We start from the raw sequence: 25,186 nt of genomic DNA on the forward strand, positions 1-25,186 counted from the left end.
ATGGCCTTCGATCCCGGTATCCTGCGCCCGCACGTCCCGGCTCTGCTGGCAGGTCTGGTGGACACTTTCTGGCTGTGCGCAAGCAGTGCCGTGCTGGCCTGCCTGCTGGGCATGGTGCTGGTGGTATTGCGACGCATGGGGCCGCGGCCGCTGGCCGTGCTCATCGATGCCTATATCGCCGTCACCCTGGCCTTGCCCCTGCTGGTGCTGCTCTATGTGAGCTTCTACGTACTGCCCGATTTCGGCCTGCTGCTGCCGGCGCCGCTGGTGGGGGTGCTGACGCTGGCCATCTATTACGCGCCCTATATCGCCCAGGTGATCCAGGCCGCCATCGACGGCCTGCCCCGGGGCACGGTGGAAGCGGCGGTCGCCATCGGCATGCCGCCGCTGGCCATCGCACGCCGGATCGTGGCACCCCAGGCCTTGCCCCTGCTACTACCCACCATGACCGGGCTAGGTATCGGCCTGTTCAAGGATTCCGCATTGCTGTCGGTGATCTCGGTGCATGAATTCATGTTCGCCGCCAAGAGCGTGGTGGCCGAGACCTATGCGCCACTGGAAGTCTATTGCATGGTGGCGCTGGTCTACTGGGCCGCCACCGGCTTGCTGCATGCACTGACGCGACGCTGGGAGCAGCGCATCGCCATCGCCCATGGCGTCCAGTCCCATGGCATTTCATCTTCTTCAAACGCTAGCACGCCATGAACCCGACAGAACCGAATTCCCCCGCCGACGGCGCGATCGCCCTGCGCGTTCGCGACATCGTCAAGTCCTTCGGCCCGCAGCGCATCCTCGACGGCGTCAGCCTCGATATCGAACGCGGCAAGGTGTTCTGCATCCTCGGCCCCTCGGGGTCGGGGAAGTCGACCCTGCTGCGCTGCCTGAACTGGCTGGCACCGCCCGACGCCGGTGAGGTCTGGATCGGCGATGAGCGCGTGGGCGTGCGGGAAGGGCCGCACCAGCGCCTGCAGCCCCGTCCCGCGCGCGAGATCCGTGCCCAGCGCAGCCGCATCGGCATGGTGTTCCAGAACTTCAACCTGTGGCCGCACATGAGCGTGATCGACAACGTCATGGAAGGCCTGATCTCGGTCAAGGGCATTCCGCGCCTGGAGGCCAGCGACATCGCCGCCGAAGCATTGCGCAAGGTCGGCCTGGCCGGCAAGCACACAGCGATGCCAGCCGCGCTGTCGGGCGGGCAGCAGCAGCGGGTGGGCATCGCCCGCATGCTGGCCATGGCGCCGGAAGTGATCCTTTTCGACGAACCCACCTCGGCCCTCGACCCCGAGCTGGTCGGCGAGGTGCTGGCCGTGATGCGCGCCCTGGCGGCCGCCCAGACCACCATGATCGTCGTCACGCACGAGGTGGCCTTTGCGCGCGACGTGGCCGATGTGGTGGTCTTCATGGACGGCGGCAAGATCGTCGAGATGGGGCCGCCTGAGCAGGTGATCGACCAACCCTCTTCGGCGCGGCTGCGCCAGTTTCTTCAACGTTTCAACCCAGGAACCCCGACATCATGACTTCTCCCGCTTCCATTACCGTTCCCGCCGGCCACGGCAAGGCCGTGCGACTGCAGGCCGGGCAGGCCGTGCGCGTCATCAATACGCACGGCACCCAGGTGGTCGATTGCTGGGCATGGAACGCCTACGACCTGGCCGAATACATGTGCATGGAGACCACCCGCGTCTGGAACCAGCGGCTCAACCCGGTGCTCGGCGACAGCTTCGTGACCAACCAGCGCCATCCCATCCTCACCGTGGTGGAGGACGCCACACCAGGCGTACATGACACCTTCATGGCCGCCTGCGACCGCCGCCGTTACGAATTGCTCGGCGTGCAGCATTACCATCGCAATTGCTGCGACAACATGTTCGAGGGCATGTTTGAACTGGGCGTGACCCCGCCACGGGCCAACCTGGCCTCGTTCAACATCTTCATGAACATCCGCGTCCAGTCCGACGGCATCACCCTCAAGACCCTGCCCACGGTGACCAAGCCGGGCGACTTCATCACCCTGCGTGCGGAGATGGATTGCTTCGTCGCTTTCTCGGCCTGTCCGCAGGACATCGTGAAGATCCAGGGGCAGGGCGACAATACCCCCAAGCCGGTCGAGATCAGGGTGCTGGAGCAGTTCCAGTCCGACCTGCCTGGCACGCGCACCTGGGTGCCGCAGGGTTGAGCGGGCAGGGCCGCGCGGTCAGCAGGCGGGTACCGGTCACGGCTGGCCGGCCGCCTTTTCGCGAATGATGCGGATCAGCCGCAGCGCCGCCGGTGACAGGTACATGTCGCGCCGATGGGTCAGGCCCATGCGGCGCAGCATGGTGGTTTCCTTCAGGGCCACCTCACGCAGGTGGCCCCGGCCGCCCTGCAGATTCAGCTTGGACGCAAAGCCCAGCAGATTGCTGCGCTCGATGAGCGGCAGGATCATGTTCAGCACCGTGGGCGTGATCTGCACGCCGGGCCGGGGCAGGTGATGGCGGTCGAAGACATTGTCCAGCCACTGCCGGCTCAATACCGATTGCGCCGGCAAGACCCACTGGTATTCCAGCAGGTCGCGCAGCCTGACCTTCCTGTCGAAGATGGGGTGATGCGGGCTGGCCATCACCACCATCTGGTCCTGCATGATTTCCTCGGTATGGAATAGCTCGTCATCCTGGATCATCGGCCCCAGTACGATATCCAGTTCTCCCGCCTTCAATCCCGTCAGCAGGACATCGTTCATCGACACCTTGAGGTCGATGGTCACCTTGGGCGCCTCCGCCAGCAACTGCTGGCAGATGCCCGGCAGCACGTGCTCGGCCAGCGTGGGGACGCAGCCCAGGCGGATGTTGCCGTCCCGCCCATTGGCATAGTCGCCGATCTCGCGTGCGGTCTCGTCCATCATCAGGCTGATCTGGCGCGCCCGGGTCAGCAGCGCCTGGCCCACGGCGGTCAGGCGGATGCCGCGCCCGGCCCGTTCAAACAGCGGCGCCCCCAGTTGTTCTTCCAGACGATCGATGCACTTGGTCAGTGCCGGCTGGGTCTTGTAGAGCCGCTCGGCGGCCCGCCCCACGTGGCCTTCCTCGGCGATGACGGCGAAATACTTGAGGTCGCGGAAGTCCATAAATCATTCCTGGAAGTTATCGAACGTAAAATAAAAGCAAATATACATTAAATATTCGCCCGCGTAGACTGCCCTCCAAACAAGAACCCCGCCCACCGTGGCGGCGACAACATGGAGACCAGCACGATGCACGTCCAGCCTTCCCGGCGCCACTTCCTGCGGCGCAGCGCCCAATGGGCCATCAGCCTTGGTGCCGGCAGTTATCTGCCGTCAGCGCTGGCCCAGCCCCAGCCTGTCAGCTACCCCCATTCTTCCGGCAGCGAACCTGCGTCGGCCAGACTGCCGGCCGATGCCTGCGACTGCCACATGCATGTCTACGACCCGCGCTTCCCCTGGGCACCCGGCGCCAAGCTGCTGCATCCGGCGGCCACCGTGGCGATGTACCGCCAGCTGCAACAACGGCTGGGGACCACCCGCAACGTGGTGGTCACGCCCTCGGCCTATGGCGTGGACAACCGCTGCACGCTGGACGCCCTGGCCCAACTGGGCCCCCGCGCACGCGGCGTGGCCGTGGTGAACGACCAGGTCAGCGACGACCAATTGCAGGCCCTGCATCAGGCAGGTGTGCGCGGCCTGCGTTTCAACCTGGCCCTGGGTTCGGTCACCACCGTGGAGATGATGGAGCCGTTGGCGCGCCGCGTCGCCCCGCTGGGCTGGCACCTGCAGGTCAACATGCCCAACGAGGTCTTGCTGGCCAATCGCGCAGTGCTGGCCCGCCTGCCGGTGCCGCTGGTGTTCGACCACTTCGCCCGCATCCCGCTGCAGGCCGATGCAACGCATCCGGTATTCGATTTCGTGACCGGCCTGATGCGCGAGCAGCGCGCCAGCGTCAAGCTTTCCGGCGCCTATCTGTACAGCAAGCGGGGCGCGCCCGACTACGACGACGTCGCACCGCTGGCCCGCACGCTGGTGCAGCTTGCGCCTTCGCAAGTGGTCTGGGGCAGCGACTGGCCGCACCCGACCGAACAGCACAAGCCCGATGACGCCCGACTGCTCGATGTGATGACCACCTGGCTGGGCTCGGACGCGCTCATGCGCACCGTGCTGGTCGACAACCCGACCCGCCTCTACCACTTCTGACGGAGCCCCACATGTCCCAGGCATCGATCAATCCGCTGGCGCAGCCGGCTGTCACCGAAGTGGTCGTCAGCGAGCAGGCCACCATGAAGAAGGTGATGCGTCGCCTCATTCCCTTCATCCTGCTGTGCTACGTGGTCAGCTATCTGGACCGCATCAACGTCGGCTTCGCCGCCTTGACCATGAACAAGGACCTGGGCCTGACGCCCTCGCAGTTCGGGCTGGGTGCGGGTCTGTTCTTCATCGGTTACTTCTTCTTCGAGATTCCCAGCAACCTGGCGCTGCACCGTTTCGGCGCCCGCATGTGGATTTCGCGCATCATGATTTCCTGGGGTCTGATCTCGATGGCCACCGCCTTCGTGGTCGGTCCCAAGAGCTTTGCGCTGGCGCGCTTCCTGCTGGGCATGGCCGAGGCCGGCTTCACCCCGGGCATCTACCTGTACTTCACGCAGTGGTTCCCCGGCGCCTGGCGCGGCAAGGCCACGGCCTTCTTCCTGATCGGCATCCCGGTGGCCAACATCATTGGCTCGCCCTTGTCGGGCGCGCTCATGGAGTTGCACGGCATGTGGGGCTTCCAGGGCTGGCAGGTGCTGTTGCTGCTGGAGGCTGTACCGGCCGTGTTGCTGGGTGTGCTGTGCCTGTTCCTGCTGCCGGACCGTCCGTCCAAGGCCGCCTGGCTCAGCAGTGATGAAAAGCGCTGGCTGGAAAACGAACTCTCGACCGAACAGAACGTGCTGGCCGCCCGTCATGGCAACAAGCTCAAGGACGCCTTCACCAACTGGCGCGTGTTCGCCCTGGCCGCGGCCAACTTCTGCGGCATCATCGGCTCGCTCAGCATCGGCCTGTGGCTGCCGCAGATCATCCGCGAATTCGGCCTGCCCTCGCACCAGGTCGGCCTGGTGGCGGCCATCCCCTATCTGGTCGGCGCCATCGCCATGACGCTCTGGGCGCGCCTGGCCAACCGCAGCCAGCGCCGGCTGGTCTATGTGGCCGGTGCCATCGTCCTGGCCGCGCTGTCGCTGGCGATCTCGGCCTTCCTGCATACGCCGCTGCTAAAGATGCTGGCCATCACGGTGGCGGTGGCGTCCATCCTGTCCTTCCAGGCTACCTTCTGGGCCATCCCGTCGGGCTTCCTGACTGGCCGCGCCGCAGCCGGCGGACTGGCCCTGATCGTCTCCATCGGCAACCTGGGCGGCTTTGTCGGACCGTCGGTGATCGGCTTCATCCGCGAATCGACCCAGGGCTTTACCTATCCCCTGATCTTCGTGGCCGCCGCCTTGCTGCTGGGCGCCGTGATCACGCTGGCCCTGGGCGATCCTTCCCGCAGCCATTCCCGCACGACGTCTTCTTCCAAGGAACCCGCATGAGCTTCTTTGCCCCGCCTCCGGTGGTCGAGGCCACCGTCTTCACCCGCCTGCCGGACCATTTCCGTACCCCCCGCAAGAACGCGTGGGGCGATGCCAACCGTGGCGGCCAGCCCATCGATTCCTTCCTCGAAGGCCCGTCCTTCGACCGCCAGGGCCGGCTCTACGTGACCGACATTCCCTACGGCCGCATCTTCCGCATTTCGATGCAAGGCGAGTGGGAACTGGTCACCGAATACGACGGCTGGCCCAATGGCCTCAAGATCGACAAGACCGGTCGCATCGTCATCACCGACTACAAGCGCGGCCTGGTACAACTGGACCCGGATACCGGCACCGTCACACCGCTCCTGGAGACGGTCGGCTCGGAAGGCTTCAAGGGCGTCAACGACCTGGTCTTCGGCCCCAAGGGCGAGATCTATTTCACCGACCAGGGCCAGACCGGCCTGCAGGACGCCACCGGCCGCGTCTACCGGCTGGCGCCGGACGGCCAGCTGACCTGCCTGATCAATACCATTCCCAGCCCCAATGGCATCGTCTACGACCCGGCCCTGAACCATCTGCTGGTGGCCGTGACCCGCGCCCAGCAGATCTGGCGCATTCCCCTGCATCACAACGGCGTGGTCGGCAAGGTCGGCGTCTTCGCCAACCTGCATGGCGGCATGGCCGGCCCGGACGGACTGGCCCTGGATGCGGAGAGCTGCCTGTACATCGCCCACACCGGATTCGGCTCCATCTGGCGGCTTTCCAAGTTTGCCGAGCCGCTGCTGCGCATCCGCTCCACGGCCGGCATCTCCACCACCAATCTCGCCTTCGGCGGGCCGGAGGGCAAGAGCCTCTTCATCACTGAATCCCAGACCGGCAGCATCCTGCGCGCCGACGTGCCGGTGGCCGGTCTGCCCATGTATTCCCATGCCTGAGGCTGAACCCTCGGCCCTGACTTCACTTCCAGCAAAGGACCCACACCATGAGCCAGCAACCTGATTTCATCCGTGACTTCGACCGTGTCGACGCCGCCATCGTCGCCAAGGCCGCCGAATTCCCCGCCTCCATCCTGGCCGACGTCGCCGGCCGTCGCGGCACCCTGTGCAGCCGCGTCGCGCCGCTGTCGCCCACCATGCGCGTGGCAGGCCCCGCGCTGACCGTGGAAGTGCGCCCCGGCGACAACCTGATGATCCACGCCGCCATGGCCATCGCCAAGCCGGGCGACGTGCTGGTCATCGATGGCAAGGGTGACGAGACCAGCGCACTGATGGGCGAGATCATGGTCTCGCAATGCAAGGCGAGCGGCCTGGCCGGCATCATCATCTACGGTTCCGTGCGCGACACCGAGGCCCTGCGCGAGATCGGTTTCCCCGTCTATGCCGTCGGCGCCAACCCCAACGGCCCCACCAAGAACATCGCCGGCCGCGTGAACTGGCCCATCTCGGTGGGCGGCACCGCCGTGCAGCCCGGTGACCTGATCGTCGGTGACGCCGACGGCGTGGTGGTGGTCGAGCGCGAGAAGGCCGCCTCCCTGCTGGAGGCCGCCGCCAAGAAGGTGGCCGACGAAACCAAGCGCCTGACCGAGATCCGTGGCGGTGGCCCGCTGCGTCCGGGCTGGCTGGAAGGCGCGCTGCGCAAGGGCGGCGTGCTGGCCGAAGGAGAAACACTGTGAGCGGCGCCCACAAGGACGTGGTGATTGTCACCGGTATCGACCTGGCCCCGGCCGCCGTCGATATCCTGCGCGACTACCAGCTGGTCTACACCAGCGCCAAACCGACCGAGGACGACCTCATCAAGCTGGCGCAACAGCACCAGCCGGTGGCCATCATCGTGCGCTACGGCGGCGTGAGCGCGCGCGTGATGGATGCCAGCCCGGCGCTGCGCGTGATCTCCAAGCACGGCACCGGCATCGACACCATCGACAGCCAGGCCGCGCAGCAACGCGGCATCGCCGTCAAGGCCGCCGTCGGCGCCAATGCCCCGGCCGTGGCCGAACATACCTGGGCACTGATCATGGCTTGCGCCAAGAACGTGGTCGGCCTGGACCGCCGCATGCGCGAAGGTCACTGGGACAAGTCCACCCACAAGAGCCTGGAGCTTCAGGGACGCACCCTGGGCCTGGTCGGCTTTGGCGCCATCGGCCGTCGCGTGGCCGCCGTGGCGGCCGCGCTGGGCATGCCGGTGCTGGCCTACGACCCGTATGCCAAGGAAGCGGCACCGGGCGTGCAACTGGTCGATCTGGACACGCTCTATGCCCGCTCCGACGTGGTCTCGCTGCATTGCCCGCTGACCGCCGAGAACAAGCACATGATCAACGCCCAGTCGCTGGCCCGCATGAAGGATGGCACCATCCTGGTCAACACCGCACGCGGTGGCCTGATCGACGAAGCGGCCCTGATCGCCGCCCTCAACAGCGGCAAGCTGCGCGCCGCCGGGCTGGACAGTTTCGAGAAGGAGCCCTTCGCCGCGCCTCATCCCTTGCAGGACGTTGGCAACGCCATCCTGAGCCCGCACATCGGCGGCGTGACATCCGACGCCTACATCGCCATGGGCACCGGCGCTGCCCGCAACATCCTGGCAGTGCTCAACGAGCAGGCCATTGCCGGCTGATCCATAATCACCCCCGGGCCAGCCGCCGACACAGGCGGCGCCCGCCTTCCGAGAGAGACACATGGAGACCATCCAAGACGACAAGCAGCTGGAGCAGGAGACCGTAAAAAAGGTCACCTGGCGGCTGCTGCCATTCCTGATGCTGTGCTACCTGTTTGCCTTCATCGACCGTGGCAACATCGGCATGGCCGCGCTGCAGATGAACCACGACCTCGGGCTCTCGCCCAAGATGTTCGGCTTTGCCAGCAGCCTGTTCTTCATCGCCTATTTCATCTTCGAGGTGCCCAGCAACCTGGCGCTGCAGAAGTTCGGCGCCCGCAAATGGCTGGCGCGCATCATGATCAGCTGGGGCCTGATCTCGGCCTGTACCGCCCTGGTGCAAGGGCCGAACTCCCTGTACGTGGTGCGCTTCATCCTGGGTGCAGCCGAAGCCGGCTTCTTCCCCGGCGTGGTGCTGTACCTGACCTACTGGGTGCCCTCGGCCTATCGCGCCCGTATCGTGGCGCTGTTCATGGTGGCCATCCCGGCAGCCAGCTTCATTGCCTCGCCGATCTCGGCATTGCTGCTGCAGATGGATGGCATCGGCGGCCTGCGTGGCTGGCACTGGCTGTTCATGCTGGAAGGCCTGCCCACGGTGCTGCTGGGCGTGGTCTGTCTGCGCTTCCTGACCGACCGCCCTGAACAGGCCCGCTGGCTCGACGAGCGCCAGCGCAACTGGCTGACCGCCACCATGAACAAGGAGGCCGCCGGCCGCGCCGCCAAGCAGCATGTGCCGCTGTGGAAGCTGTTCAGCCAGCCGCACGTCTGGGGCATGGCGCTGGTCTGCGCCTGCGCCTCGGCAGCCGGCTCGGTGCTCAACGTCTGGCAGCCGCAGTTGCTGAAGTCCTTCGGCCTGACGGTGATGCAGACCGGTCTGGTGAACTCCATTCCCTACCTGATCGCCTCGGTGCTGATGGTGTGGTGGGGCCGTCATTCCGACCGTAGCGGCGAACGTCGCTGGCATACCGCCATCCCGCTGATTCTGATCGGCGGCGGCCTGGCCATGGCCACCCTGGCCAATTCGCTGGTGCCGGTGGTGTTGCTGCTGACCATGGTGTTGATCGGCGCCTATTCCTTCAAGGGACCGTTCTGGGCCATGGCCTCCAGCTGGCTGGCCACCGGTTCGGCAGCGGCCGGGCTGGCGGGCATCAACGCCGTCTCCAACCTGATCGGCGGCGGCCTGATGGTCAACGTCTACGGCTGGGTCAAGGACGCCACGGGCAGCTACGCCATGGCCCTGCTGCCGATGGTGGGCCTGTCGGTGGTGAGCGTGGGGATCCTGCTGTTCCTGTCGCGCAAGGCGCGCTCGCAGGGCAGCGGCGTGATGAAGGAGGCGGTGCGCTGAGCAGGACCCGCTCACAACGCAATCCGCATCACCCATACAAAAACGCCTTGCGTTCAATCGAATGCAAGGCGTTTTTTTACTGGCGCCTGAGGCGCCAGCCAGGCAGATCAGCGGAAGCCGAACAGCGCCGCCGGGTTGCTCACCAGCACCTGTTCGCGCAGCGCCGGGTCCGGTGCCCAGTCGGCCAGCAGGTCGAACAGCACGGCATCGTCCGGCTTGATCTTCTCGGTCGGATGCGGCCAGTCGCTGCCCCACAGCGTGCGCTGCGGCGCCGCCTGCAGATAGGCGCGGGCCAGCAGGCTGGTATCCGGATAATCCGGCGCCCCGCGCAAGGTATCGGCATACGGCTCGGACAGCTTGATCCAGACATGGCCCTTCTCCAGCAAGCGCAGGATCGCCCTGGCACCCGGATGGTCCAGGCCGTCCGGCTGCGGGACGCGGCCCAGATGGTCGATCACCACTGGTGTGGGCAGCCCGGCCAGCACCGCCTCATGCTGCGCGATCTGTGGTCCCGACATCAGCACCTGCACATGCCAGCCCAGCGGCGCGATACGTTCCGCCGTGCGACGCAGGCGGTCCACCGTGGTCACGCCCCAGCTCTGCGCCGACAGGAAATTGACCCGCACTCCACGTACGCCCAGCCGGTCCATCTCCTGCAACCGGGCCAGATCAACATCGTCGTCGATCACCACGATGCCGCGTGCCTGCGGGCCAAACTGCGCCAGTGCATCCAGCAGGCAGCGATTGTCACTGCCATAGGTGGAAGGCTGCACCACCACATGCCGCGCGATGCCCAGCTTGGCCATCAGCAGCCGGTAGTCGGCCACGGTAGCGCCATCCGGACGCCCGCCGCGCCAGTGCGGCGACACCGGAAAGCGCGCGTCATAGATGTGGTGATGGCTGTCGCACGCCAGCGCCGGCGCCTTCAGGCGCGGGGCCTCGGTGCCGGCCGAGTTGGGAACGGATTGTGCCAGCGCAGCGCGCAAGCCGGTGCACGCGAGCAGGCTGCCCGCGATGAAGCGTCTTCTGTTGACCATGGGTCTCCCTGGTGGTTGTTGTTGTCGGCATGAGCGGCACAGGCGCAGGATGTGAGCGCGCGTAGCCTGCCTGTGCGGGAGTCTAGCGAGGGGGAGGAAGCAGGACTATTTCCTTTTATTTTCCCAACGATAAATGGCGGGAATGGGTGCGTCCGGCGCGTCCTGTCTGCGTTCAGCCTGCAGGGCGACATGCTGTCAGACACGCCGCCGATCACTTTGCTATTCTGCCGGCCGGCCTGCACCGGGCAGGGGGCAGGGCGCTGAATCCGGGCATCGGGGCCGGATCGCGATCTTGTATGGATCTTGTCTTCTGGATGTATGGACGCTAGCTGGTTAGAATGGCTAAAAACAAGTGTTACCGGGACAGTGACACACCTGTGCTGGGGCCTGTTCCCACAAAATAAGGATCTCGCAGATTTAGTGGGAACAGGCCCGACTTCGGATTCAAGGCTGGCGCCGCAGTGGAGGGCGCCCACATCAACAAGGGTTTTGACTGTGGTGGTATCCGATAGCGCTCAGGCAACTGCAGCGCTATCGGCTTTTTTCGTCACTGCCCGCAACTGGAAAACACGCATCATGGATTGGGTCCCTATCGTCTTCGTCATCTTCAAGCTCGGCGTGCTCTGCACGGGCATGTTCTACGCCATCAAATGGCACTACGACCAAGGAAAGAAGGAAAAGGAAAAAGGCAAGGAGAGGCGCGCCGTGCTGCGGGGAGCGGCGACGGTGATCGTGATCTTCTTGATCTTGCTGGTGGGGTTGGGGGTGGTGACGTATGACGTCGCGAAGATGTTGGGGTTGGAGTTGACGTTTCCCTGATGGGTACGACGCATTGCTGTCGCCGGACTGAATGCCTTGCCCCAGCCGTAGTCTTTAGCTGACCGGGCGCCGAACAACACGGCTGCCGCAGTCGCATCAGCAAAAGTCTGTCGTTGAGTGGCCCGGCATGCGCCGCCAGGCCGACTCCTTACTTGCCCGCCACCTTGTCATCGAACCAGCGTTTCCATGAGGGCACGGCCGTGGCAAAGGTCCCGCGATGCGTGGTCGGTCCGGTGGATACCGCCTGCACATGCGGATTGCCGGCACCCATGGCCTGCGCATACGTCATCGCCATGCGACCCACGCCGGGGGTGATGGCTTCATCCGATTCACCATAGTAATTGCGCACGTCAGAACGGATCACCCAGCGATAGGCCTGGGTGGTCGCGATCAGCCGACCATAGGCGGACCGGGCGAAGTATTGCGGATCGAAATATTCCGGCCGCATCAGCTTGTGCAGGTCGGTCGGAATGTCGGCCACATTGAAGGGTTGGCGATTGTAGGCTTTCTGGGCGACCTCGTAGGAGGCGTCGTTGAGCACCGAGCGTGCCAGGCCAGGTACGCCGTAATAATTTTCGAAGGCGAAGGCCGACAGGATCACGATGCTGTTGAGCCAGTCCGCATCATTGGAACGCGGATAGGTGAGAAAACCTTCGAGCAGCGCGAAGACATCCAGCGGTGCACTGGCGGTGGTCGCTGCATCGACCTTGATGCCGGCCGCTTCCAGCTTTTCCAGGAAGGCCATGGTCACGAAACCGCCCTGGGACCAGCCCGAAAGAAACAGCTTGTCCTCGCGCACGCCCATGCTGGCCAGCACGCTGCGCGCGGCCAGCAGCATGTCATAGGTGGCTTGCTGATGGCTGCCCTTGACCATGTAGCCCTCCGGTTCGCCGGAAATGCCCATGCCGAAATAATCAGCGCCGATGAGTGCATAGCCCTGGCCGGCAAACTGGGCAATCATCAATTGCGTTTCAGGCGATTGGTCGGGGAAGGACGGCACCTGCTGGCGCCCATACACCGTGCCATGCTGGTAGGAGACCAGCGGGTAGGACTTGGCCGGGGTATCAGGCAGGGCCAGCAGGCCGGAAGCCAGGATGGGCTGGTTGCCGCGCTCCGGGATGACCGAGGGATAGGTCACCCGATACAGCAGCACGGCGTTGCGTGCGGGCGAGTAGGTGACAGGAACGCCGGAGAAGGCCGGTGTGTCCTTTTGCAGAATGGTATTGAGCTTGTCAACATCCCAGCGGCCAATCAGCTGGACGCGCACGCCTGAGGCCACCGCCTGCACGGTCGTGGTGGCCGGACTCTGTGCCCCCGCCGGCGCAGGCAGGACGGACAACACGGCGCTCAGTATTCCCAGCACCATGCTGGTACGCATCAGGCATGACTTCATCGCTACCCCTTATGTTTGTATTGGAAATGCATTGCTGCAATCATTTGTACCGGCGCTGTGCGGCAGGTCTGAGACGCGTACGACGCATGCCCAGCCTGGCGCATTATGACGAGCCGGGGCACAGCACAAAGCGGGAAAAGCGGGAGCTTTACCTTGCAAGCGCCAGTTTGGAGGTGCCCTGTTGATTTGCATTGAAAACTGACCCACTTTCCCAGGAAATTTGCATCCAAAGTTGACCCATGTTTAGACCACAATCCTGCTCATGACAGCGAGCGGGAGAACGGAGTGATAGACGTGGCCCTACTTGGAATTATTCGACGCTGGTACATCAGAGACCGCATCTCAATTCGGGAAATCGCTCGCAGGCTCGACATTTCCCGCAACACAGTTCGCCGCTACATCCGATCCGATGTCAGCGAACCCGCTTATCCAGCAAGGCGTTCGCCAAGCTCGCTCGATGAATTCACCGCCAGGCTCTCTGCTTGGCTCAGCGCAGAGGCGGTCAAATCTCGGAAGCAAAGAAGGACCCTGAAACAGATGTTCCTGGACTTAAGAGAACTGGGATACGAGGGGTCGTATGACCGGGTGGCTGCCTTCAGCAGGCAATGGAAGGTGGGTCAAATGGAGAGGGTCAAATCTGCGAGCAAATCAACAAGTAAGATCTGCGCGTGGTTTGGGATTGCCAGGCGCAGCGCTTACTACAAGCCGGTGAAGGCTGAGCCCAAGGTGCAGGAGCGCTTTGCCGAACCGATTCGCAAGATGATCCTGGAAGAGCCGTCCTTCGGCTATCGCACGGTGGCGGGCCTGCTCGGATTCAACAAGAACACGGTGCAGAGGATCTTCCAGATCAAAGGTTGGCAGGTCAAGAAGCGTCCTATTGGTTTCCGTCCCAGGGTGAAGGCCTTGCCGTCGGTAGCCACAGGACCAGACCAGCGCTGGGCAACCGATCTGTGTCGGATCTGGACAGGACGTGATGGCTGGGCGATGTTGGCCCTGGTAATTGATTGCCACACGCGGGAATTACTGGGCTGGCATCTGTCGCGTTCGGGCAAGTCGAAGACGGCTGAGTCGGCGTTGGAGCAAGCGCTGATCGGTAATCCCCCCGGAAATTAAGCGGCTTTGAAAGTAGAATTTTCTCAATATTGAATCGAGGAAGTTTTACATGAAGAAGTCACGTTTTTCGGAAAGCCAAATCATCGCCATCCTTAAGCAGGCAGACGCCGGTGCACCGGTTCCTGAGCTGCGCCGAGAGCACGGCATGAGCTCTGCCCTGTTTTACCGTTGGCGAAGCAGGTACGGCGGCATGGACGCCTCGATGATGGCGCGGCTGAAGGAACTCGAAGAAGAGAACCGTCGCCTGAAGAAGATGTATGCCGAAGAGCGCCTGAAGGCCGAGATCGTCGCTGAGGCGCTTCAAAAAAAATGGTAGCGCCATCTCGCCGACGTGAGATGGCGCAACGGGCAGTCCAGCACAAGTCTGTCAGCATTCGAGTGGCATGCCAGGCGTTTGGCATTAGCCAGACCTGCTATCGGTATCAAACAAAGCTATCTTCAGAGAACTGCGAGATTGCGGACTGGCTGATTCGTCTGACGGCGAACCAGCGCAACTGGGGCTTCGGCCTGTGCTTCCTATACCTGCGCAACGTGAAAGGCTACGGCTGGAACCACAAGCGTGTCTACCGGATTTACCGGGCGCTGGAACTGAACCTGCGCATCAAGCCGAAGAAGCGTCTGGTGCGCGAGAAACCAGCGCCGCTGTCCGAACCGACGGCACTCAACCAGGTATGGTCAATGGACTTCATGCATGATCAACTGTCGGACGGCCGCAGCATCCGGCTGTTCAACGTGATCGACGACTTCAACCGTGAGGGCCTGGATATTGAAGTGGATTTCTCTCTTCCATCCGAGCGCGTGATACGTTCGCTGGAGCGCATCATCGAATGGCGCGGCCGGCCGGATCGGATACGTTGCGACAATGGCCCGGAATACGTCAGCGCAGCACTAATGGCATGGGCAAGTCGGTGTGGCATTCATGTCGAGTTCATTCAACCTGGCAAGCCGCAGCAGAACGCCTACATCGAGCGCTACAACCGGACCGTGCGTTACGACTGGCTGGCGCACTACCTGTTCGACAGCGTCGAGGAGGTCCAGGAATTCGCTACCCGTTGGCTATGGACCTATAATCATGAACGCCCCAACATGGCCATCGGCGGCATCACGCCAAAACAGAAACTGGCCTCGGCCGCATAGTTTCTACTTTCAGGCCGCTTCAAAAATGGGGGGATTACCAGCTTGAGGTGAGCAGGTTTGGCTGGGTCATTACAATTGGGGGGGGGGGCACATTTTGAGCGCACTGATGCTGTAAAATCGCCTGCCTCGGAGAGTGATCGCCATCTACTCTCATTTGGTAAGTGCTTGATTTAGATAGGAAATTTGGCCTGCCCTGAGGGACTCGAACCCCCGACCTATGGCTTAGAAGGCCATTGCTCTATCCAGTTGAGCTAAGGGCAGTTCGGCGTGGCTGGCGGGAAGGGCGGGGTGCGACTGCATCAGTGCGTCACCGCAATTCCACCAGCGAGCCAGAAAAGGAAAACGGGCTGTAAAAACAGCCCGTTTTTCAAGTGTGGTCGGAGTACAAGGATTCGAACCTTGGACCCCCTGGTCCCAAACCAGGTGCGCTACCGGGCTGCGCTACACTCCGAGAAGCGAGATAATAGCAGCATCTCTTGCGAATGGTCAACAAGGTTTGCAAGCGAGTTCAACAATCCTCAGGAAACCGCCTCTCCCTCGCGGGCTTCAGCCACTTTCTGCAGCTTGATTTCCACCAGCAGTTTCTTGATCTCCGGTACGCAGGAGCCGCAGTTGCCGCCCGCCTTCAGGCAGGCCGTGACCTGGCTGACTTCTTCCAGATCCCGCTTCCTGATGGCGTCGCAGATCGTGTTGCGGCCCACGCCAAAGCAGGAGCAGACGGTCGGTCCGGTGTCAGCGCCTTTTTCGATGGGCTGGCCCACCAGCAGGCCGACGCGGTCGGCTTCTTCCAGCTTGTCCTTGGCGAACAGGCCGGCCAGCCAGGAGCGCGAGGGCAGGTCGGGGCGGGCCGACATGAACAGGCACATGTCGATGCGGTCATCCACCACATGCACGGCACGATAGCTGCCGTCGCTCAGGTCTTCATATTCCAGCCAGTCGGCGTCGTCGTCGCGCACGCCTAGCAGGGCGCGCGCCCAGGCGGTGTGGTCGCTGATCTGGTTGCGGCCGGCCAGCTCATAGCGCAGGAAGTCGCGGCCCTGCACGCGGGTCCAGTGGGTGATGTCGTCCAGTGCCAGCGCATGGCGGGTAAGGATGAAGCCGTGCCAGCCGACCCGGAATTCTTCGATGGCCACCGGCGTGTGCTTGAACTCGGGCTCGCCCGAGACCGGGTCGACTACCGGATTGACCACCGCGCCCACGCGGGCGTCCGAGGCCGACTGGCTGTTCCAGTGGATAGGTACGAAGACCGCCCCACGCGGGATGCCGCCGCCGTGCTGCACCCGCGCCACCATGGCGCCCCAGCGGCTGCTGATGCGCGCCAGGCCGCCTTCGCGCAGACCGTAGAGCAGGGCGTCCTGGGGATGGATGTCGATGAAGGATTCAGCGATGTGGCTGCCCAGGGTGGCCGATTTGCCGGTACGCGTCATGGTGTGCCAGTGGTCGCGCACGCGGCCGGTATTGAGGATCAGCGGGTAGTCTTCGCAGGCGGCATGCAGCGGGCTGCGCGGTGGGGTCGGCACAAAACGCGCACGGCCGTCGGCGGTGCTGAAACGGTAGTCCTGCAGCACCCGTGCCGTGCCGGCCACGCTGCCATCGGACAGGCGCTGCACCGGCCACTGGATCGGTGCCAGGGTGTCGTAACTGCTGCGGTCCAGGCCGGTCAGGCCGGCCAGGTTGAAGACGCGGCGCACTTTGCCCGGTTCGGTCTCAGCATGGGCCTCGCCATTGCGATAGGCCGACAGGCGGGCATGTTCGTCGAAGATGGCGTGCGGGCCGTCGAAGTCGAAACCCTCGAAGCCCATGCGCTGCGCCACGTCGCACAGGGTGCGCCAGTCGCCGCGTGCTTCGCCGGGGGCGCTCAGGAAAGCGCGCTGGCGCGAGATGCGGCGTTCGGAATTGGTGACTGTGCCATCCTTCTCGCCCCAGGCCAGGGCCGGCAGTAGCAGGTGGGCGTAGGCATTGGTATCGGTCTGGGTGACCACGTCCGAGGCCACCACCAGTTCGCATTTTTGCAGGGCGCGTTGCACCAGGTCGGCGTCGGGCAGGCTGACCATGGGGTTGGTGGCCATGATCCACACCGCCTTGATGCGGCCGTCCTCGATGGCGCGGAACATGTCCACCGCTTTCAGGCCGGGTTTGTCGGCGATGCGCGGGGATTGCCAGAAGTCTTGCACGATCTCGCGGTGCAGCGGCTGCTCCAGATCCATGTGGGCCGCCAGCATGTTGGCCAGGCCGCCGACTTCGCGGCCGCCCATGGCGTTGGGCTGGCCGGTGATGGAAAACGGTCCCATGCCGGGCTTGCCGATGCGGCCGGTGGCGAGGTGGCAGTTGATGATGCTGTTGACCTTGTCGGTACCGGCGGAGGACTGGTTCACGCCCATCGAGAAACCGGTGACCACTTTTTCAGTGTCGGCAAAGGCCTGGTAGAAGGCCAGCAGGTCCTGCAGGTCCACCTTGCAGATACGCGCTACCGTGGCGGGATCGGCGCAGTCGGCGTCGGCCACCGCCAGGGCGTCATCGAAACCGTTGGTGTGGGCGCTGATGAAGGTGTTGTCGCGCAGGCCGCGATGGGCCAGGTAGCTCATCAGGCCGTTGAACAGCCAGACATCGGTGCCGGCCTTGATCGGCAGGTGCAGGTCGGCCAGTTCGCAGGTGGCGGTGCGGCGTGGATCGATGACGATCAGGCGCATCGCCGGGCGAGTTTCCTTCAGGCGGGCGATGCGCTGGAACAGGATGGGGTGGCACCAGGCGGCGTTCGATCCCACCAGCACCACCAGGTCCGCCAGTTCCAGGTCTTCGTAGCATATCGGCACCAGGTCTTCGCCGAAGGCGCGCTTGTGTCCGGCCACGGCCGAAGACATGCACAGGCGCGAATTGGTGTCGATGTTGGCGCTGCCGATGTAGCCCTTCATGAGCTTGTTGGCAATGTAGTAGTCCTCGGTCAGCAACTGCCCGGAGACATACAGGGCCACTGCATCCGGCCCGTGTTCGGCGACGATGGCGGAGAACTTGCCGGCGACTTCGTCCAGGGCATCGTCCCAGGACACCTGCTCCAGTTCGCCCTGGGCGTTGCGGCGCTGCGGGTGCAACAGGCGGCCATCGAGATCGACGGTCTCGCCCAGGGCCGAGCCCTTCACGCACAGGCGGCCCAGGTTGGCGGGGTGCTGCTCGTCGCCCTTGATGGCCAGGCTGCCGTCCTCTTTCAGCGATGCCGTTACGCCGCAGCCCACGCCGCAATAGGGGCAGGTGGTGCGGGTGGTCGTCACGGCCAGGGCGAGCGGGGTCTGGGAGAGATTCATGAAGTTTCCTTTGGAGCTAGGCGGCTTGCTGGCACATGGCCTGGCCGAAGGGCAGTTCGCGGCGGAAGGCGCTGATGTCGCGGCCGCTCTGGATCAGGTCGAAGTACCACGGCCCGTCCTTGACGTCGCCATACAGCACCGCGCCCACCAGGCGCGTACCGCGCAACACCAGCCGCTTGTAGATGCCGCGACGCGGGTCGCGCACCACCAGGTCTTCGGTATCCTCGCCGCCGATGAAATCACCGGCCGAATACAGGTCCAACCCGGTCACCTTGAGCTTGGTGGCGGTGGCCTGCTGCACGTAGCGGCGATGGCCGGCGCCGGCCAGGTGCGCACCGCAGACGCGGGCCTGGTCCCAGATCGGCGCCACCAGGCCGAAGGTGGCCTTGCGGTGCTGCACGCATTCGCCCACGGCATAGACGCGCGGGTCGTAGGTCTGCAGGGTGTCGTCGACGATGATGGCGCGTTCGCAGTGCAAGCCGGCGGCCTTGGCCAGGGCGATATTGGGGCGCACGCCGGCGGTCATCACCACCAGGTCGGCCGGGATGCTGCTGCCATCCTTGAAGCGCAGCGCGGTCACGCGGTCCGGCCCGACGATTTCCTCGGTATGGGCATTGAGCAGGAAGCGCAGGCCACGGTCTTCCAGCGCCTTCTTGAGCAGGGCAGCGGCGGGCTTGTCCAGTTGCTGGTTCATCAGGGCGTCGGTGACGTGCACCACGGTCACCTCCATGCCCTGGCGCATCAAGCCATTGGCCGCTTCCAGCCCCAGCAGGCCACCCCCGATGACCACCGCATGCCGGTGGGTGCGCGCCGCTTCCAGCATGGTATCGACGTCCTGGATGTCGCGGAAGGCGATCACGCCCGGCAATTGATGGCCCGGCACCGGGATGATGAAGGGCGTGGAGCCGGTGGCCAGCAGCAGGCGGTCGTACTTCACTGCCAGGCCGGAGCGTGCATACACGGTGCGTTGGCGGCGGTCGATGTGGATCACCGGGTCGCCCGCGTGCAGGGTGATGCCGTTGTCGTCGTACCAGGCGCGGGGGTTGAGCATGATGTCATCGATGCTCTTGTCTCCAGCCAGCACCGGCGAGAGCATGATGCGGTTGTAGTTGCCGTGTGGTTCGGCGCCGAAGACGGTGATGTCGTACAGGTCCGGCGCCAGCTTGAGCAGTTCTTCCACGGTGCGCATGCCGGCCATGCCATTGCCGATCACCACCAGCGATGGTCTGGCGGCGCGCTTGTCGGCCCCGGTCTCCATCTCAGGCCCCGATCCAGACCTTGCCCTGCTCGATGCGCGCCGGCCAGGCGGGTACCGAGTGGGCGGGTTCTTCCAGGCATTCGCCGGTGGTCAGGTCGAAGTGATGCTTGTAGATCGGCGAGGCCACTACGATGCGTTCGCCCAGGTTGCCCACCAGGCCGCGCGAGAGCACGGCGGCATCGGCGTTGGGGTCGTAGTTGCCGATGGCGAAGACGCGTGCCTGCGCCTGGCCCGCGCTATGGTCGATGACGTGGAAGATCGCCACCTGCTGGTCGCCGATCAGGGCGGCCACGCCGGTGTTGGGAACGATCTCGCCCAGGTCGCAGATCGGGGTCCAGTGCTGGATTTGCTGGTCGCTGTGCATGCTTGGCTCCTTGGTTCAGACCGTTTCGACGACGACGGGGATGTCGAGCAACTTCTTTTCCGCCACGGTGGCCGGACGGATCTGGCCGCGTTCCTCGACAAACCTGATATTGCCATCGGCGGCCTTGCTGTTGACGAAGTGGCGGAAGCGCTTGCGGGTTTCCGGATCGGTGACGGCCTTCTTCCATTCGCATTCGTAGGTGTCGACCACGTGCTGCATCTCGCTTTCCAGCTCCGCGGCGATGCCCAGCTTGTCGTCGATGACCACGCTCTTGAGGTAGTCCAGGCCGCCTTCCAGGTTTTCGCGCCAGGTGCTGGTGCGTTGCAGGCGGTCGGCGGTGCGCACGTAGAACATCAGGAAGCGGTCCACATAACGGACCAGGGTCGCTTCGTCCAGATCGGAGGCGATCAGTTCGGCATGGCGCGGCTTCATGCCGCCATTGCCGCAGACGTAGAGGTTCCAGCCCTTGTCGGTGGCGATGATGCCCACGTCCTTGCCCTGCGCCTCGGCGCATTCGCGGGTGCAGCCGGAGACGCCGAACTTGATCTTGTGCGGCGAGCGCAGGCCCTTGTAGCGGTTTTCCAGGCGCACCGCGAAGCCCACGCTGTCGCCCACGCCATAGCGGCACCAGGTCGAGCCCACGCAGGATTTGACGGTGCGCAGCGACTTGCCGTAGGCGTGGCCGGTCTCGAAGCCGGCGGCGATCAGTTCTTCCCAGATATCGGGCAACTGGTCCACGCGGGCGCCGAACAGGTCCACCCGCTGGCCGCCGGTGATCTTGGTGTAGAGGCCGTATTTCTTGGCGATCTGGCCGACCGCGATCAGGCCGTCGGGGGTGACTTCGCCACCGGCCATGCGCGGCACCACCGAGTAGGTGCCATCCTTCTGGATGTTGCCCAGGAAGTAGTCGTTGGAATCCTGCAGGCTGGCATGCTCCTTCTTGAGCACGAAGTCGTTCCACAGCGAGGCCAGCACATTGGCCACCATCGGCTTGCAGACGTCGCAACCGAGGCCGCGACCGTGCTTGGCCAGCAGTTCGTCGAAGCTCCTGATCTGGCCCACGCGCACCAGATGGTGGATTTCCTGGCGCGAATAGGGGAAGTGCTCGCAGACGTGGTTACTGACCGCCATCCCCTGTTTCTTCATTTCCGCCTTCATGACCTGGGTCACCAATGGCACGCAACCGCCGCAGGCCGTGCCTGCCTTGGTGCAAGCCTTCAGATCACCGATATTGGTCACGCCAGAAGCGACAGCGGCGCACAGCTGGCCCTTGGAGACATTGTTGCAGGAGCAGATCTGCGCCGAATCCGGCAGCGCATCCACGCCCAGGCCGGGCTTGGCCTTGCCATCGGACTGCGGCAGGATCAGGAATTCCGGCGCCTCCGGCAGTTCGATCTTGTTCAGCATCATCTGCAACAGCGTGCCGTATTCGGCAGCGTCGCCCACCATCACCGCACCCAGCAGGTGCTTGCCGGATTCGGAGACCACGATCTTCTTGTAGATCTGGCGGCGCTCATCGGTGAACTGGTAGGAGCGGCTGCCGGCTTCCTTGCCGTGGGCGTCGCCGATGCTGGCCACGTCCACGCCCATGAGCTTGAGCTTGGTGCTCATGTCGGCGCCGTTGAATTGCGGCACTTCGATGGCGTCGTCGCGGTGCGACAGCAGATGCTTGGCGGCGGTGCGGGCCATGTCGTAGCCCGGCGCGACCAGGCCGAAGATCTTGCCGTTCCACAGCGCGCATTCGCCGATGGCGTAGACCGCCGGGTCCGAGGTCAGGCAGCAGTTGTCGATCACGATGCCGCCCCGGTCGCCCACCTTCAGGCCGGCACTGCGCGCCAGTTCGTCACGCGGGCGGATGCCGGCGGAGAAGACGATCATGTCGGTTTCCAGGTGCGAGCCATCTTCGAAGTTCATGCGATGGGTGTGCTGCTTGCCATCGACGATTTCCACGGTGTTCTTTTGCGTATGGGCGGTCACGCCCAGTTCCTCGATCTTCTGGCGCAGCACGCGGCCGCCGCTTTCGTCCACCTGCACCGCCATCAGGCGCGGGGCGAACTCGACCACATGGGTCTCCAGCTTGAGGTCGCGCAGGGCCTTGGCACATTCCAGGCCCAGCAGGCCGCCGCCGATGACCACGCCGGAGGTGGAACGGCTGCCGCATTCCAGCATCGCTTCCAGATCTTCGATGGTGCGGTAGACGAAGCAGTCCTTGCGCTGGTTGCCGGCCACCGTCGGCACGAAGGGATAGGAGCCGGTGGCCAGCACCAGCTTGTCATAGGACAGGGTTTCTTCCACGCCGGCCACGTTGACCAGCACCTGCTTGCGTTCCAGGTCGATCTGCTGGGCCTTGGCGTTGAGCTTGAGGTCGAACTGCACGGCGCTACGGCCGGCATCGAAGAAGCCCGGCGCCACCAGCGACAGGTCCTCTGCGCTCTTGCCGGCGAAGAATTCGGAGAGGTGCACGCGGTCGTAGGCCGGGCGCGGTTCTTCGCACAGGATGGTGACCTGCAGTTCGCCGGCGCCGCTCTCGGCCAGGCTTTCCAGGAACTTGTGGCCGACCATGCCGTGGCCGATGACGATGATCTTCATGGGTTGTCTCCTCAGGCTGCAACTTTGCTGTCGGCCAGGACGGCTTCGCCGTTCTTGTCCGAGGCAGTGAAACGGATGGCCACGGCGCACAGTGCCGAGACGGTCACCAGCACGCCCAGCGCCGACAGGGTCTGCTGGGTATTGCCCAGGCCCTTCATCAGGAAGCCCGCCAGCACCGCGCCCACGTTGCCGCCGGCGCCGATGATGCCGGCCACGCCGCCCAGGGCCTTGCGGTCGATGAAGGGCACCAGCGCGTAGGTGGCGCCGCAGGCCATGTGGGTGAACAGGCCGAAGCACAGCATGGCGAAGATGGCCGCCGCAACGCTACCGGCATGGGCGAACCACAGCAGGCCCAGGCCTTCGCCCAGCATCATCACGAACAGCAGGGTGGCGCGGCGGTTCAGGCCGCCCGCGAGGGCTACCTTGTCCGAGATGAAGCCACCCAGGGCGCGGGCGAACAGCGCCAGCAGGCCGAAGCTGGCGGCGGCGATGCCGGCCGACTCCAGCGACAGCTGGAAGTGCTCCACGTAATAGATCGCAGCGATGTTGTGGATGAAGATTTCCACGCCGAAGCAGGCGCCGTAGGTGATGAAGAGCATCCACACGCGGTAGTTGGCGGCGGCGGCGCGGAAGCTCGCCCAGCCACCGCGCTTGCCGCTTTCGATGGTCACGCCGGCGGCGCGCAGGTCGTCATAGTTGCCCTCCGGGCAGTCTTGCGTAAAGCGCCAGTAGAGCGCCGCCATGATCAGCATCAGCACGCCCGGTACCAGCAGTGCCACGCGCCAGCCCCAGGCCTGGGACACGCCCAGCATCAGCACGGCCGCCATCAGCAGCGGCATCACACCCTGTGCCACGCCACCGCCGGCATTGCCCCAGCCGGCCGTGGCCGCGTTGGCGGTACCGACCACATTGGGGGCGAACATCACCGAGGTGTGGTACTGGGTGATCACGAAGCTGGCACCGACCGCACCGATCAGCAGGCGGAAGAACAGGAAGCTCTCGTAGCTCTGCGCAAAGGCCACGCCGATCACCGGCACGGCGCCGGCCAGCAGCAGGCCGGTATAGGTCTTGCGCGGGCCGAAACGGTCACACATGGGGCCGATGACCAGGCGCACCAGGATGGTCACGGCCACGGCGGCGATATTGATGTTGGCGATCTGGCCGGGCGTGAGATGGAATTCACCCTTGATCACCGGCATCAGCGGCGCGCAGGCGAACCAGGCGAAGAAGCAGACGAAGAAAGCCATCCAGGTCAGATGGAAGGCGCGCATCTGCGGCGTGCGCAGGGAGAACAGCTCGATACGATTGGATTTGCTCATCTCGGGTCCTGTAAAAACAAAAAGGCGCCCGCTGGAACCAAGCGCAGGGCTCGGTTCTAGCGGACGCCATTGTCCGTGTGTCTTGCAGATCCATCGTTAGATCGGCATCGAATTGGGAGATCATCCTTGATCCTGGCTCCTTATGAGCAAAGGTCGTGCCAGGCGGCGGGAATCGGGTGGGGCGCCCGTGCGATGCGGGTTTGCGGCGGGAAGAGGGAGAGCAGGGCGCCACTGCAGAGCTGACGGGTGGCCCCGATATATATCATTGTGTGATGTATTGCAGTGCAAGCTGCGCGTTCGTGGTGCAGTGCATCGTGAGGGTGCAGGGCATCAAAGCGGTGCGCCGGGAGCTTGCCGCCCGGCCATGGCCGGTGTTCAGCGCGGCTGGAAGGCGATGATGCCCATGCCGGCCAGCGCTACCGCCACGCCCGCGCAATCCCAGGCCGAGGGCCGGATGCCGTCCACCGCCCACAGCCAGGCCATGGCCACGGCGATGTAGACCCCGCCATAGGCCGCATACACCCGCCCCGAGGCGGCGTCGTGCAGGGTCAGCAGCCAGGCGAACAGCGCCAGGCTCAGCGCGGCCGGCAGCAGCAGCCAGGCCGAGCGGTCCTGCTTGAGCCAGAGATAGGGGAGGTAGCAGCCGACGATTTCGGCCACGGCGGTGCAGAGGTAGAGCAGCAGGGTCTTCATGGCCGACCGGGCTCAGTCTTCTTCACGGGCGGTGATGTCGGCCCGTTCATCGTCGCTCTTGCGCAGCCATTGGCGGTGCATGAACTGCTCCAGCGGCCGGCCCACCACGAACAGCAGCAGGATCAGCGCCGTCGCCATCAGGGCCACGCGCCACCAGCCACCGCCGCAGACGATGCCCACCGCCGCCGTCACCCAGATTGAGGCCGCCGTGGTCAGCCCCCGGACTTTCTCGGTCCGCTGTTCATGGATGATGACGCCGGCGCCCAGGAAGCCGATGCCGGTGATCACGCCCTGGATGGCGCGGCTGACGGCGTCACGATAATGGTCGTCGGCACTGAAGGAGAAATCCATCGCCGCCATCGTCACCAGCGCCGAGCCCAGGGCCACCAGACCTAGCGTCTTCATGCCGGTGGGCTTGCCACGCAGGTTGCGGTCGATGCCAATGATGCAGCCGATCAGCATGGCAAAGCAGAGACGGTAGAAGACTTCGAAATGGTCGGTCATGGCACGGTCGGGGCGGCTAGGGAAGCTTGCAGGACGTAGGGAATCAGCCCGCCATTGTACCCTCGCACTCTGTCATTTCCTGCAGACGGCGCCGGACGAACGTGCATAAAAAAGCCCCGTCAGGATCGACGGGGCAAATCA

The 25,186-nt window shown here is 64.4% G+C and carries 22 protein-coding genes and 2 tRNA genes; 12 read left to right on the plus strand and 12 right to left on the minus strand.

All coding sequences use genetic code 11. The annotated features are described in order from the left end of the window. From ACEOAC_RS10890 to ACEOAC_RS10900, 3 genes are read left to right on the plus strand one after another with little or no spacing between them, the layout of a single operon-like run. The gene (locus ACEOAC_RS10890) at positions 1–705 is read left to right on the plus strand and encodes an amino acid ABC transporter permease (RefSeq protein ID WP_413445290.1); all 705 of its coding nucleotides are present in this window, start codon (positions 1–3) and stop codon (positions 703–705) included. Next, on the plus strand, positions 702–1,517 hold the full coding sequence (locus tag ACEOAC_RS10895; RefSeq protein WP_413628835.1) for an amino acid ABC transporter ATP-binding protein: 816 nt from the start codon (positions 702–704) through the stop codon (positions 1,515–1,517). Before ACEOAC_RS10890 ends, ACEOAC_RS10895 begins: the two co-directional genes overlap by 4 nt. Beyond that, positions 1,514–2,176, plus strand: a complete 663-nt coding sequence (locus ACEOAC_RS10900; protein WP_413445335.1) for a DUF1989 domain-containing protein — start codon at positions 1,514–1,516, stop codon at positions 2,174–2,176. The genes ACEOAC_RS10895 and ACEOAC_RS10900 overlap by 4 nt, the downstream gene beginning before the upstream one ends. 36 nt (positions 2,177–2,212) lie before the next feature. On the opposite strand, the gene ACEOAC_RS10905 is transcribed toward ACEOAC_RS10900, so the two are convergent. Beyond that, positions 2,213–3,100, minus strand: a complete 888-nt coding sequence (locus tag ACEOAC_RS10905; protein WP_413445334.1) for a LysR family transcriptional regulator — start codon at positions 3,098–3,100, stop codon at positions 2,213–2,215. A 126-nt stretch (positions 3,101–3,226) separates the two neighbouring features. On the opposite strand from ACEOAC_RS10905, the gene ACEOAC_RS10910 reads away from it, so the two are divergent. The 6 genes from ACEOAC_RS10910 to ACEOAC_RS10935 all read left to right on the plus strand — a co-directional run bounded on the left by ACEOAC_RS10910 (position 3,227) and on the right by ACEOAC_RS10935 (position 9,520). After that, positions 3,227–4,180: an amidohydrolase family protein gene (locus tag ACEOAC_RS10910; RefSeq protein ID WP_413445337.1), complete on the plus strand. Its 954-nt coding sequence runs from the start codon at positions 3,227–3,229 to the stop codon at positions 4,178–4,180. 11 nt (positions 4,181–4,191) lie between these two features. Continuing rightward, positions 4,192–5,544 carry an MFS transporter gene (locus ACEOAC_RS10915; RefSeq protein ID WP_413445333.1) on the plus strand — a complete coding sequence of 451 codons (1,353 nt, stop codon included), beginning with the start codon at positions 4,192–4,194 and terminating at the stop codon, positions 5,542–5,544. After that, positions 5,541–6,461 carry an SMP-30/gluconolactonase/LRE family protein gene (locus tag ACEOAC_RS10920; RefSeq protein WP_234293893.1) on the plus strand — a complete coding sequence of 307 codons (921 nt, stop codon included), beginning with the start codon at positions 5,541–5,543 and terminating at the stop codon, positions 6,459–6,461. Before ACEOAC_RS10915 ends, ACEOAC_RS10920 begins: the two co-directional genes overlap by 4 nt. A 47-nt stretch (positions 6,462–6,508) precedes the next feature. Beyond that, positions 6,509–7,198, plus strand: a complete 690-nt coding sequence (locus ACEOAC_RS10925; RefSeq protein WP_006464819.1) for a demethylmenaquinone methyltransferase — start codon at positions 6,509–6,511, stop codon at positions 7,196–7,198. Further along, positions 7,195–8,136 (plus strand): hydroxyacid dehydrogenase, encoded by a 942-nt coding sequence (locus ACEOAC_RS10930; RefSeq protein ID WP_413628836.1) that lies wholly within the window; start codon positions 7,195–7,197, stop codon positions 8,134–8,136. Before ACEOAC_RS10925 ends, ACEOAC_RS10930 begins: the two co-directional genes overlap by 4 nt. Positions 8,137–8,197: 61 nt before the next feature. After that, positions 8,198–9,520 carry an MFS transporter gene (locus ACEOAC_RS10935; protein ID WP_077235196.1) on the plus strand — a complete coding sequence of 441 codons (1,323 nt, stop codon included), beginning with the start codon at positions 8,198–8,200 and terminating at the stop codon, positions 9,518–9,520. Between the two features lie 107 nt (positions 9,521–9,627). Here ACEOAC_RS10935 and ACEOAC_RS10940 read toward each other — a convergent pair whose 3' ends face one another. After that, positions 9,628–10,557, minus strand: a complete 930-nt coding sequence (locus ACEOAC_RS10940) for an amidohydrolase family protein (protein WP_413444735.1) — start codon at positions 10,555–10,557, stop codon at positions 9,628–9,630. A gap of 576 nt (positions 10,558–11,133) precedes the next feature. Here ACEOAC_RS10940 and ACEOAC_RS10945 point away from each other — a divergent pair. Then, positions 11,134–11,376, plus strand: a complete 243-nt coding sequence (locus tag ACEOAC_RS10945) for a hypothetical protein (RefSeq protein WP_006464823.1) — start codon at positions 11,134–11,136, stop codon at positions 11,374–11,376. A gap of 148 nt (positions 11,377–11,524) precedes the next feature. Here ACEOAC_RS10945 and ACEOAC_RS10950 read toward each other — a convergent pair whose 3' ends face one another. Beyond that, entirely contained in the window at positions 11,525–12,769 is a 1,245-nt protein-coding gene (locus ACEOAC_RS10950; RefSeq protein WP_413444736.1) for an alpha/beta hydrolase family protein, read from the minus strand. Positions 12,770–13,054: 285 nt separating this feature from the next. Between ACEOAC_RS10950 and ACEOAC_RS10955 the strand changes: the two genes are divergently transcribed. Both ACEOAC_RS10955 and ACEOAC_RS10960 read left to right on the plus strand, forming a co-directional pair. Continuing rightward, the gene (locus ACEOAC_RS10955) at positions 13,055–13,882 is read left to right on the plus strand and encodes a DDE-type integrase/transposase/recombinase (protein ID WP_413444737.1); all 828 of its coding nucleotides are present in this window, start codon (positions 13,055–13,057) and stop codon (positions 13,880–13,882) included. A gap of 49 nt (positions 13,883–13,931) precedes the next feature. Continuing rightward, a protein-coding gene (locus ACEOAC_RS10960) for an IS3 family transposase (protein WP_413444738.1) occupies positions 13,932–15,019 on the plus strand; the annotation gives its coding sequence in 2 pieces (ribosomal slippage) (positions 13,932–14,184 and positions 14,184–15,019; 1,089 coding nt in all). 184 nt (positions 15,020–15,203) lie between these two features. Here the strand turns inward: ACEOAC_RS10960 and ACEOAC_RS10965 are convergent. The 9 genes from ACEOAC_RS10965 to ACEOAC_RS11005 all read right to left on the minus strand — a co-directional run bounded on the left by ACEOAC_RS10965 (position 15,204) and on the right by ACEOAC_RS11005 (position 25,045). Beyond that, positions 15,204–15,280: transfer RNA gene (locus tag ACEOAC_RS10965), tRNA-Arg, on the minus strand. Positions 15,281–15,393: 113 nt separating this feature from the next. Further along, positions 15,394–15,470: transfer RNA gene (locus ACEOAC_RS10970), tRNA-Pro, on the minus strand. Between the two features lie 67 nt (positions 15,471–15,537). Continuing rightward, positions 15,538–18,318 (minus strand): molybdopterin-dependent oxidoreductase, encoded by a 2,781-nt coding sequence (locus ACEOAC_RS10975; RefSeq protein WP_413444739.1) that lies wholly within the window; start codon positions 18,316–18,318, stop codon positions 15,538–15,540. Positions 18,319–18,334: 16 nt separating this feature from the next. Further along, positions 18,335–19,576, minus strand: a complete 1,242-nt coding sequence (locus ACEOAC_RS10980) for an NAD(P)/FAD-dependent oxidoreductase (protein ID WP_413628837.1) — start codon at positions 19,574–19,576, stop codon at positions 18,335–18,337. A 1-nt stretch (position 19,577) separates the two neighbouring features. Continuing rightward, positions 19,578–19,940, minus strand: a complete 363-nt coding sequence (nirD, locus tag ACEOAC_RS10985) for a nitrite reductase small subunit NirD (protein ID WP_234293887.1) — start codon at positions 19,938–19,940, stop codon at positions 19,578–19,580. Positions 19,941–19,955: 15 nt separating this feature from the next. Then, a complete protein-coding gene (nirB, locus tag ACEOAC_RS10990) occupies positions 19,956–22,529 on the minus strand; it encodes a nitrite reductase large subunit NirB (RefSeq protein WP_413445172.1) in 2,574 nt (857 codons plus the stop codon). An 11-nt stretch (positions 22,530–22,540) separates the two neighbouring features. Further along, positions 22,541–23,848, minus strand: coding sequence for an MFS transporter (locus ACEOAC_RS10995; RefSeq protein WP_006462975.1), 1,308 nt, complete (start codon positions 23,846–23,848; stop codon positions 22,541–22,543). Between the two features lie 375 nt (positions 23,849–24,223). After that, a complete protein-coding gene (locus ACEOAC_RS11000; RefSeq protein ID WP_006462976.1) occupies positions 24,224–24,541 on the minus strand; it encodes a YnfA family protein in 318 nt (105 codons plus the stop codon). 12 nt (positions 24,542–24,553) lie between these two features. Beyond that, on the minus strand, positions 24,554–25,045 hold the full coding sequence (locus ACEOAC_RS11005) for an MgtC/SapB family protein (protein ID WP_006462977.1): 492 nt from the start codon (positions 25,043–25,045) through the stop codon (positions 24,554–24,556). Positions 25,046–25,186 lie beyond the last annotated feature (141 nt).

The organism is Herbaspirillum frisingense (assembly GCF_047325095.1).
Lineage (GTDB): Bacteria > Pseudomonadota > Gammaproteobacteria > Burkholderiales > Burkholderiaceae_D > Herbaspirillum > Herbaspirillum frisingense.

What these genes read in the sequence shown, in the direction of transcription:
- ACEOAC_RS10905 (WP_413445334.1), bottom strand. Translation starts at nt 3,100, where the DNA reads ATGGACTTCCGCGACCTCAAGTATTTCGCCGTCATCGCCGAGGAAGGC.
- ACEOAC_RS10910 (WP_413445337.1), top strand. Translation starts at nt 3,227, where the DNA reads ATGCACGTCCAGCCTTCCCGGCGCCACTTCCTGCGGCGCAGCGCCCAA.
- ACEOAC_RS10900 (WP_413445335.1), top strand. Translation starts at nt 1,514, where the DNA reads ATGACTTCTCCCGCTTCCATTACCGTTCCCGCCGGCCACGGCAAGGCC.
- nirB (WP_413445172.1), bottom strand. Translation starts at nt 22,529, where the DNA reads ATGAAGATCATCGTCATCGGCCACGGCATGGTCGGCCACAAGTTCCTG.
- ACEOAC_RS10915 (WP_413445333.1), top strand. Translation starts at nt 4,192, where the DNA reads ATGTCCCAGGCATCGATCAATCCGCTGGCGCAGCCGGCTGTCACCGAA.
- ACEOAC_RS10945 (WP_006464823.1), top strand. Translation starts at nt 11,134, where the DNA reads ATGGATTGGGTCCCTATCGTCTTCGTCATCTTCAAGCTCGGCGTGCTC.
- ACEOAC_RS10950 (WP_413444736.1), bottom strand. Translation starts at nt 12,769, where the DNA reads ATGAAGTCATGCCTGATGCGTACCAGCATGGTGCTGGGAATACTGAGC.
- ACEOAC_RS10890 (WP_413445290.1), top strand. Translation starts at nt 1, where the DNA reads ATGGCCTTCGATCCCGGTATCCTGCGCCCGCACGTCCCGGCTCTGCTG.
- ACEOAC_RS10920 (WP_234293893.1), top strand. Translation starts at nt 5,541, where the DNA reads ATGAGCTTCTTTGCCCCGCCTCCGGTGGTCGAGGCCACCGTCTTCACC.
- ACEOAC_RS10895 (WP_413628835.1), top strand. Translation starts at nt 702, where the DNA reads ATGAACCCGACAGAACCGAATTCCCCCGCCGACGGCGCGATCGCCCTG.
- ACEOAC_RS10940 (WP_413444735.1), bottom strand. Translation starts at nt 10,557, where the DNA reads ATGGTCAACAGAAGACGCTTCATCGCGGGCAGCCTGCTCGCGTGCACC.
- ACEOAC_RS10975 (WP_413444739.1), bottom strand. Translation starts at nt 18,318, where the DNA reads ATGAATCTCTCCCAGACCCCGCTCGCCCTGGCCGTGACGACCACCCGC.
- ACEOAC_RS10925 (WP_006464819.1), top strand. Translation starts at nt 6,509, where the DNA reads ATGAGCCAGCAACCTGATTTCATCCGTGACTTCGACCGTGTCGACGCC.
- ACEOAC_RS10980 (WP_413628837.1), bottom strand. Translation starts at nt 19,576, where the DNA reads ATGGAGACCGGGGCCGACAAGCGCGCCGCCAGACCATCGCTGGTGGTG.
- ACEOAC_RS11005 (WP_006462977.1), bottom strand. Translation starts at nt 25,045, where the DNA reads ATGACCGACCATTTCGAAGTCTTCTACCGTCTCTGCTTTGCCATGCTG.
- ACEOAC_RS10995 (WP_006462975.1), bottom strand. Translation starts at nt 23,848, where the DNA reads ATGAGCAAATCCAATCGTATCGAGCTGTTCTCCCTGCGCACGCCGCAG.
- ACEOAC_RS10935 (WP_077235196.1), top strand. Translation starts at nt 8,198, where the DNA reads ATGGAGACCATCCAAGACGACAAGCAGCTGGAGCAGGAGACCGTAAAA.
- nirD (WP_234293887.1), bottom strand. Translation starts at nt 19,940, where the DNA reads ATGCACAGCGACCAGCAAATCCAGCACTGGACCCCGATCTGCGACCTG.
- ACEOAC_RS11000 (WP_006462976.1), bottom strand. Translation starts at nt 24,541, where the DNA reads ATGAAGACCCTGCTGCTCTACCTCTGCACCGCCGTGGCCGAAATCGTC.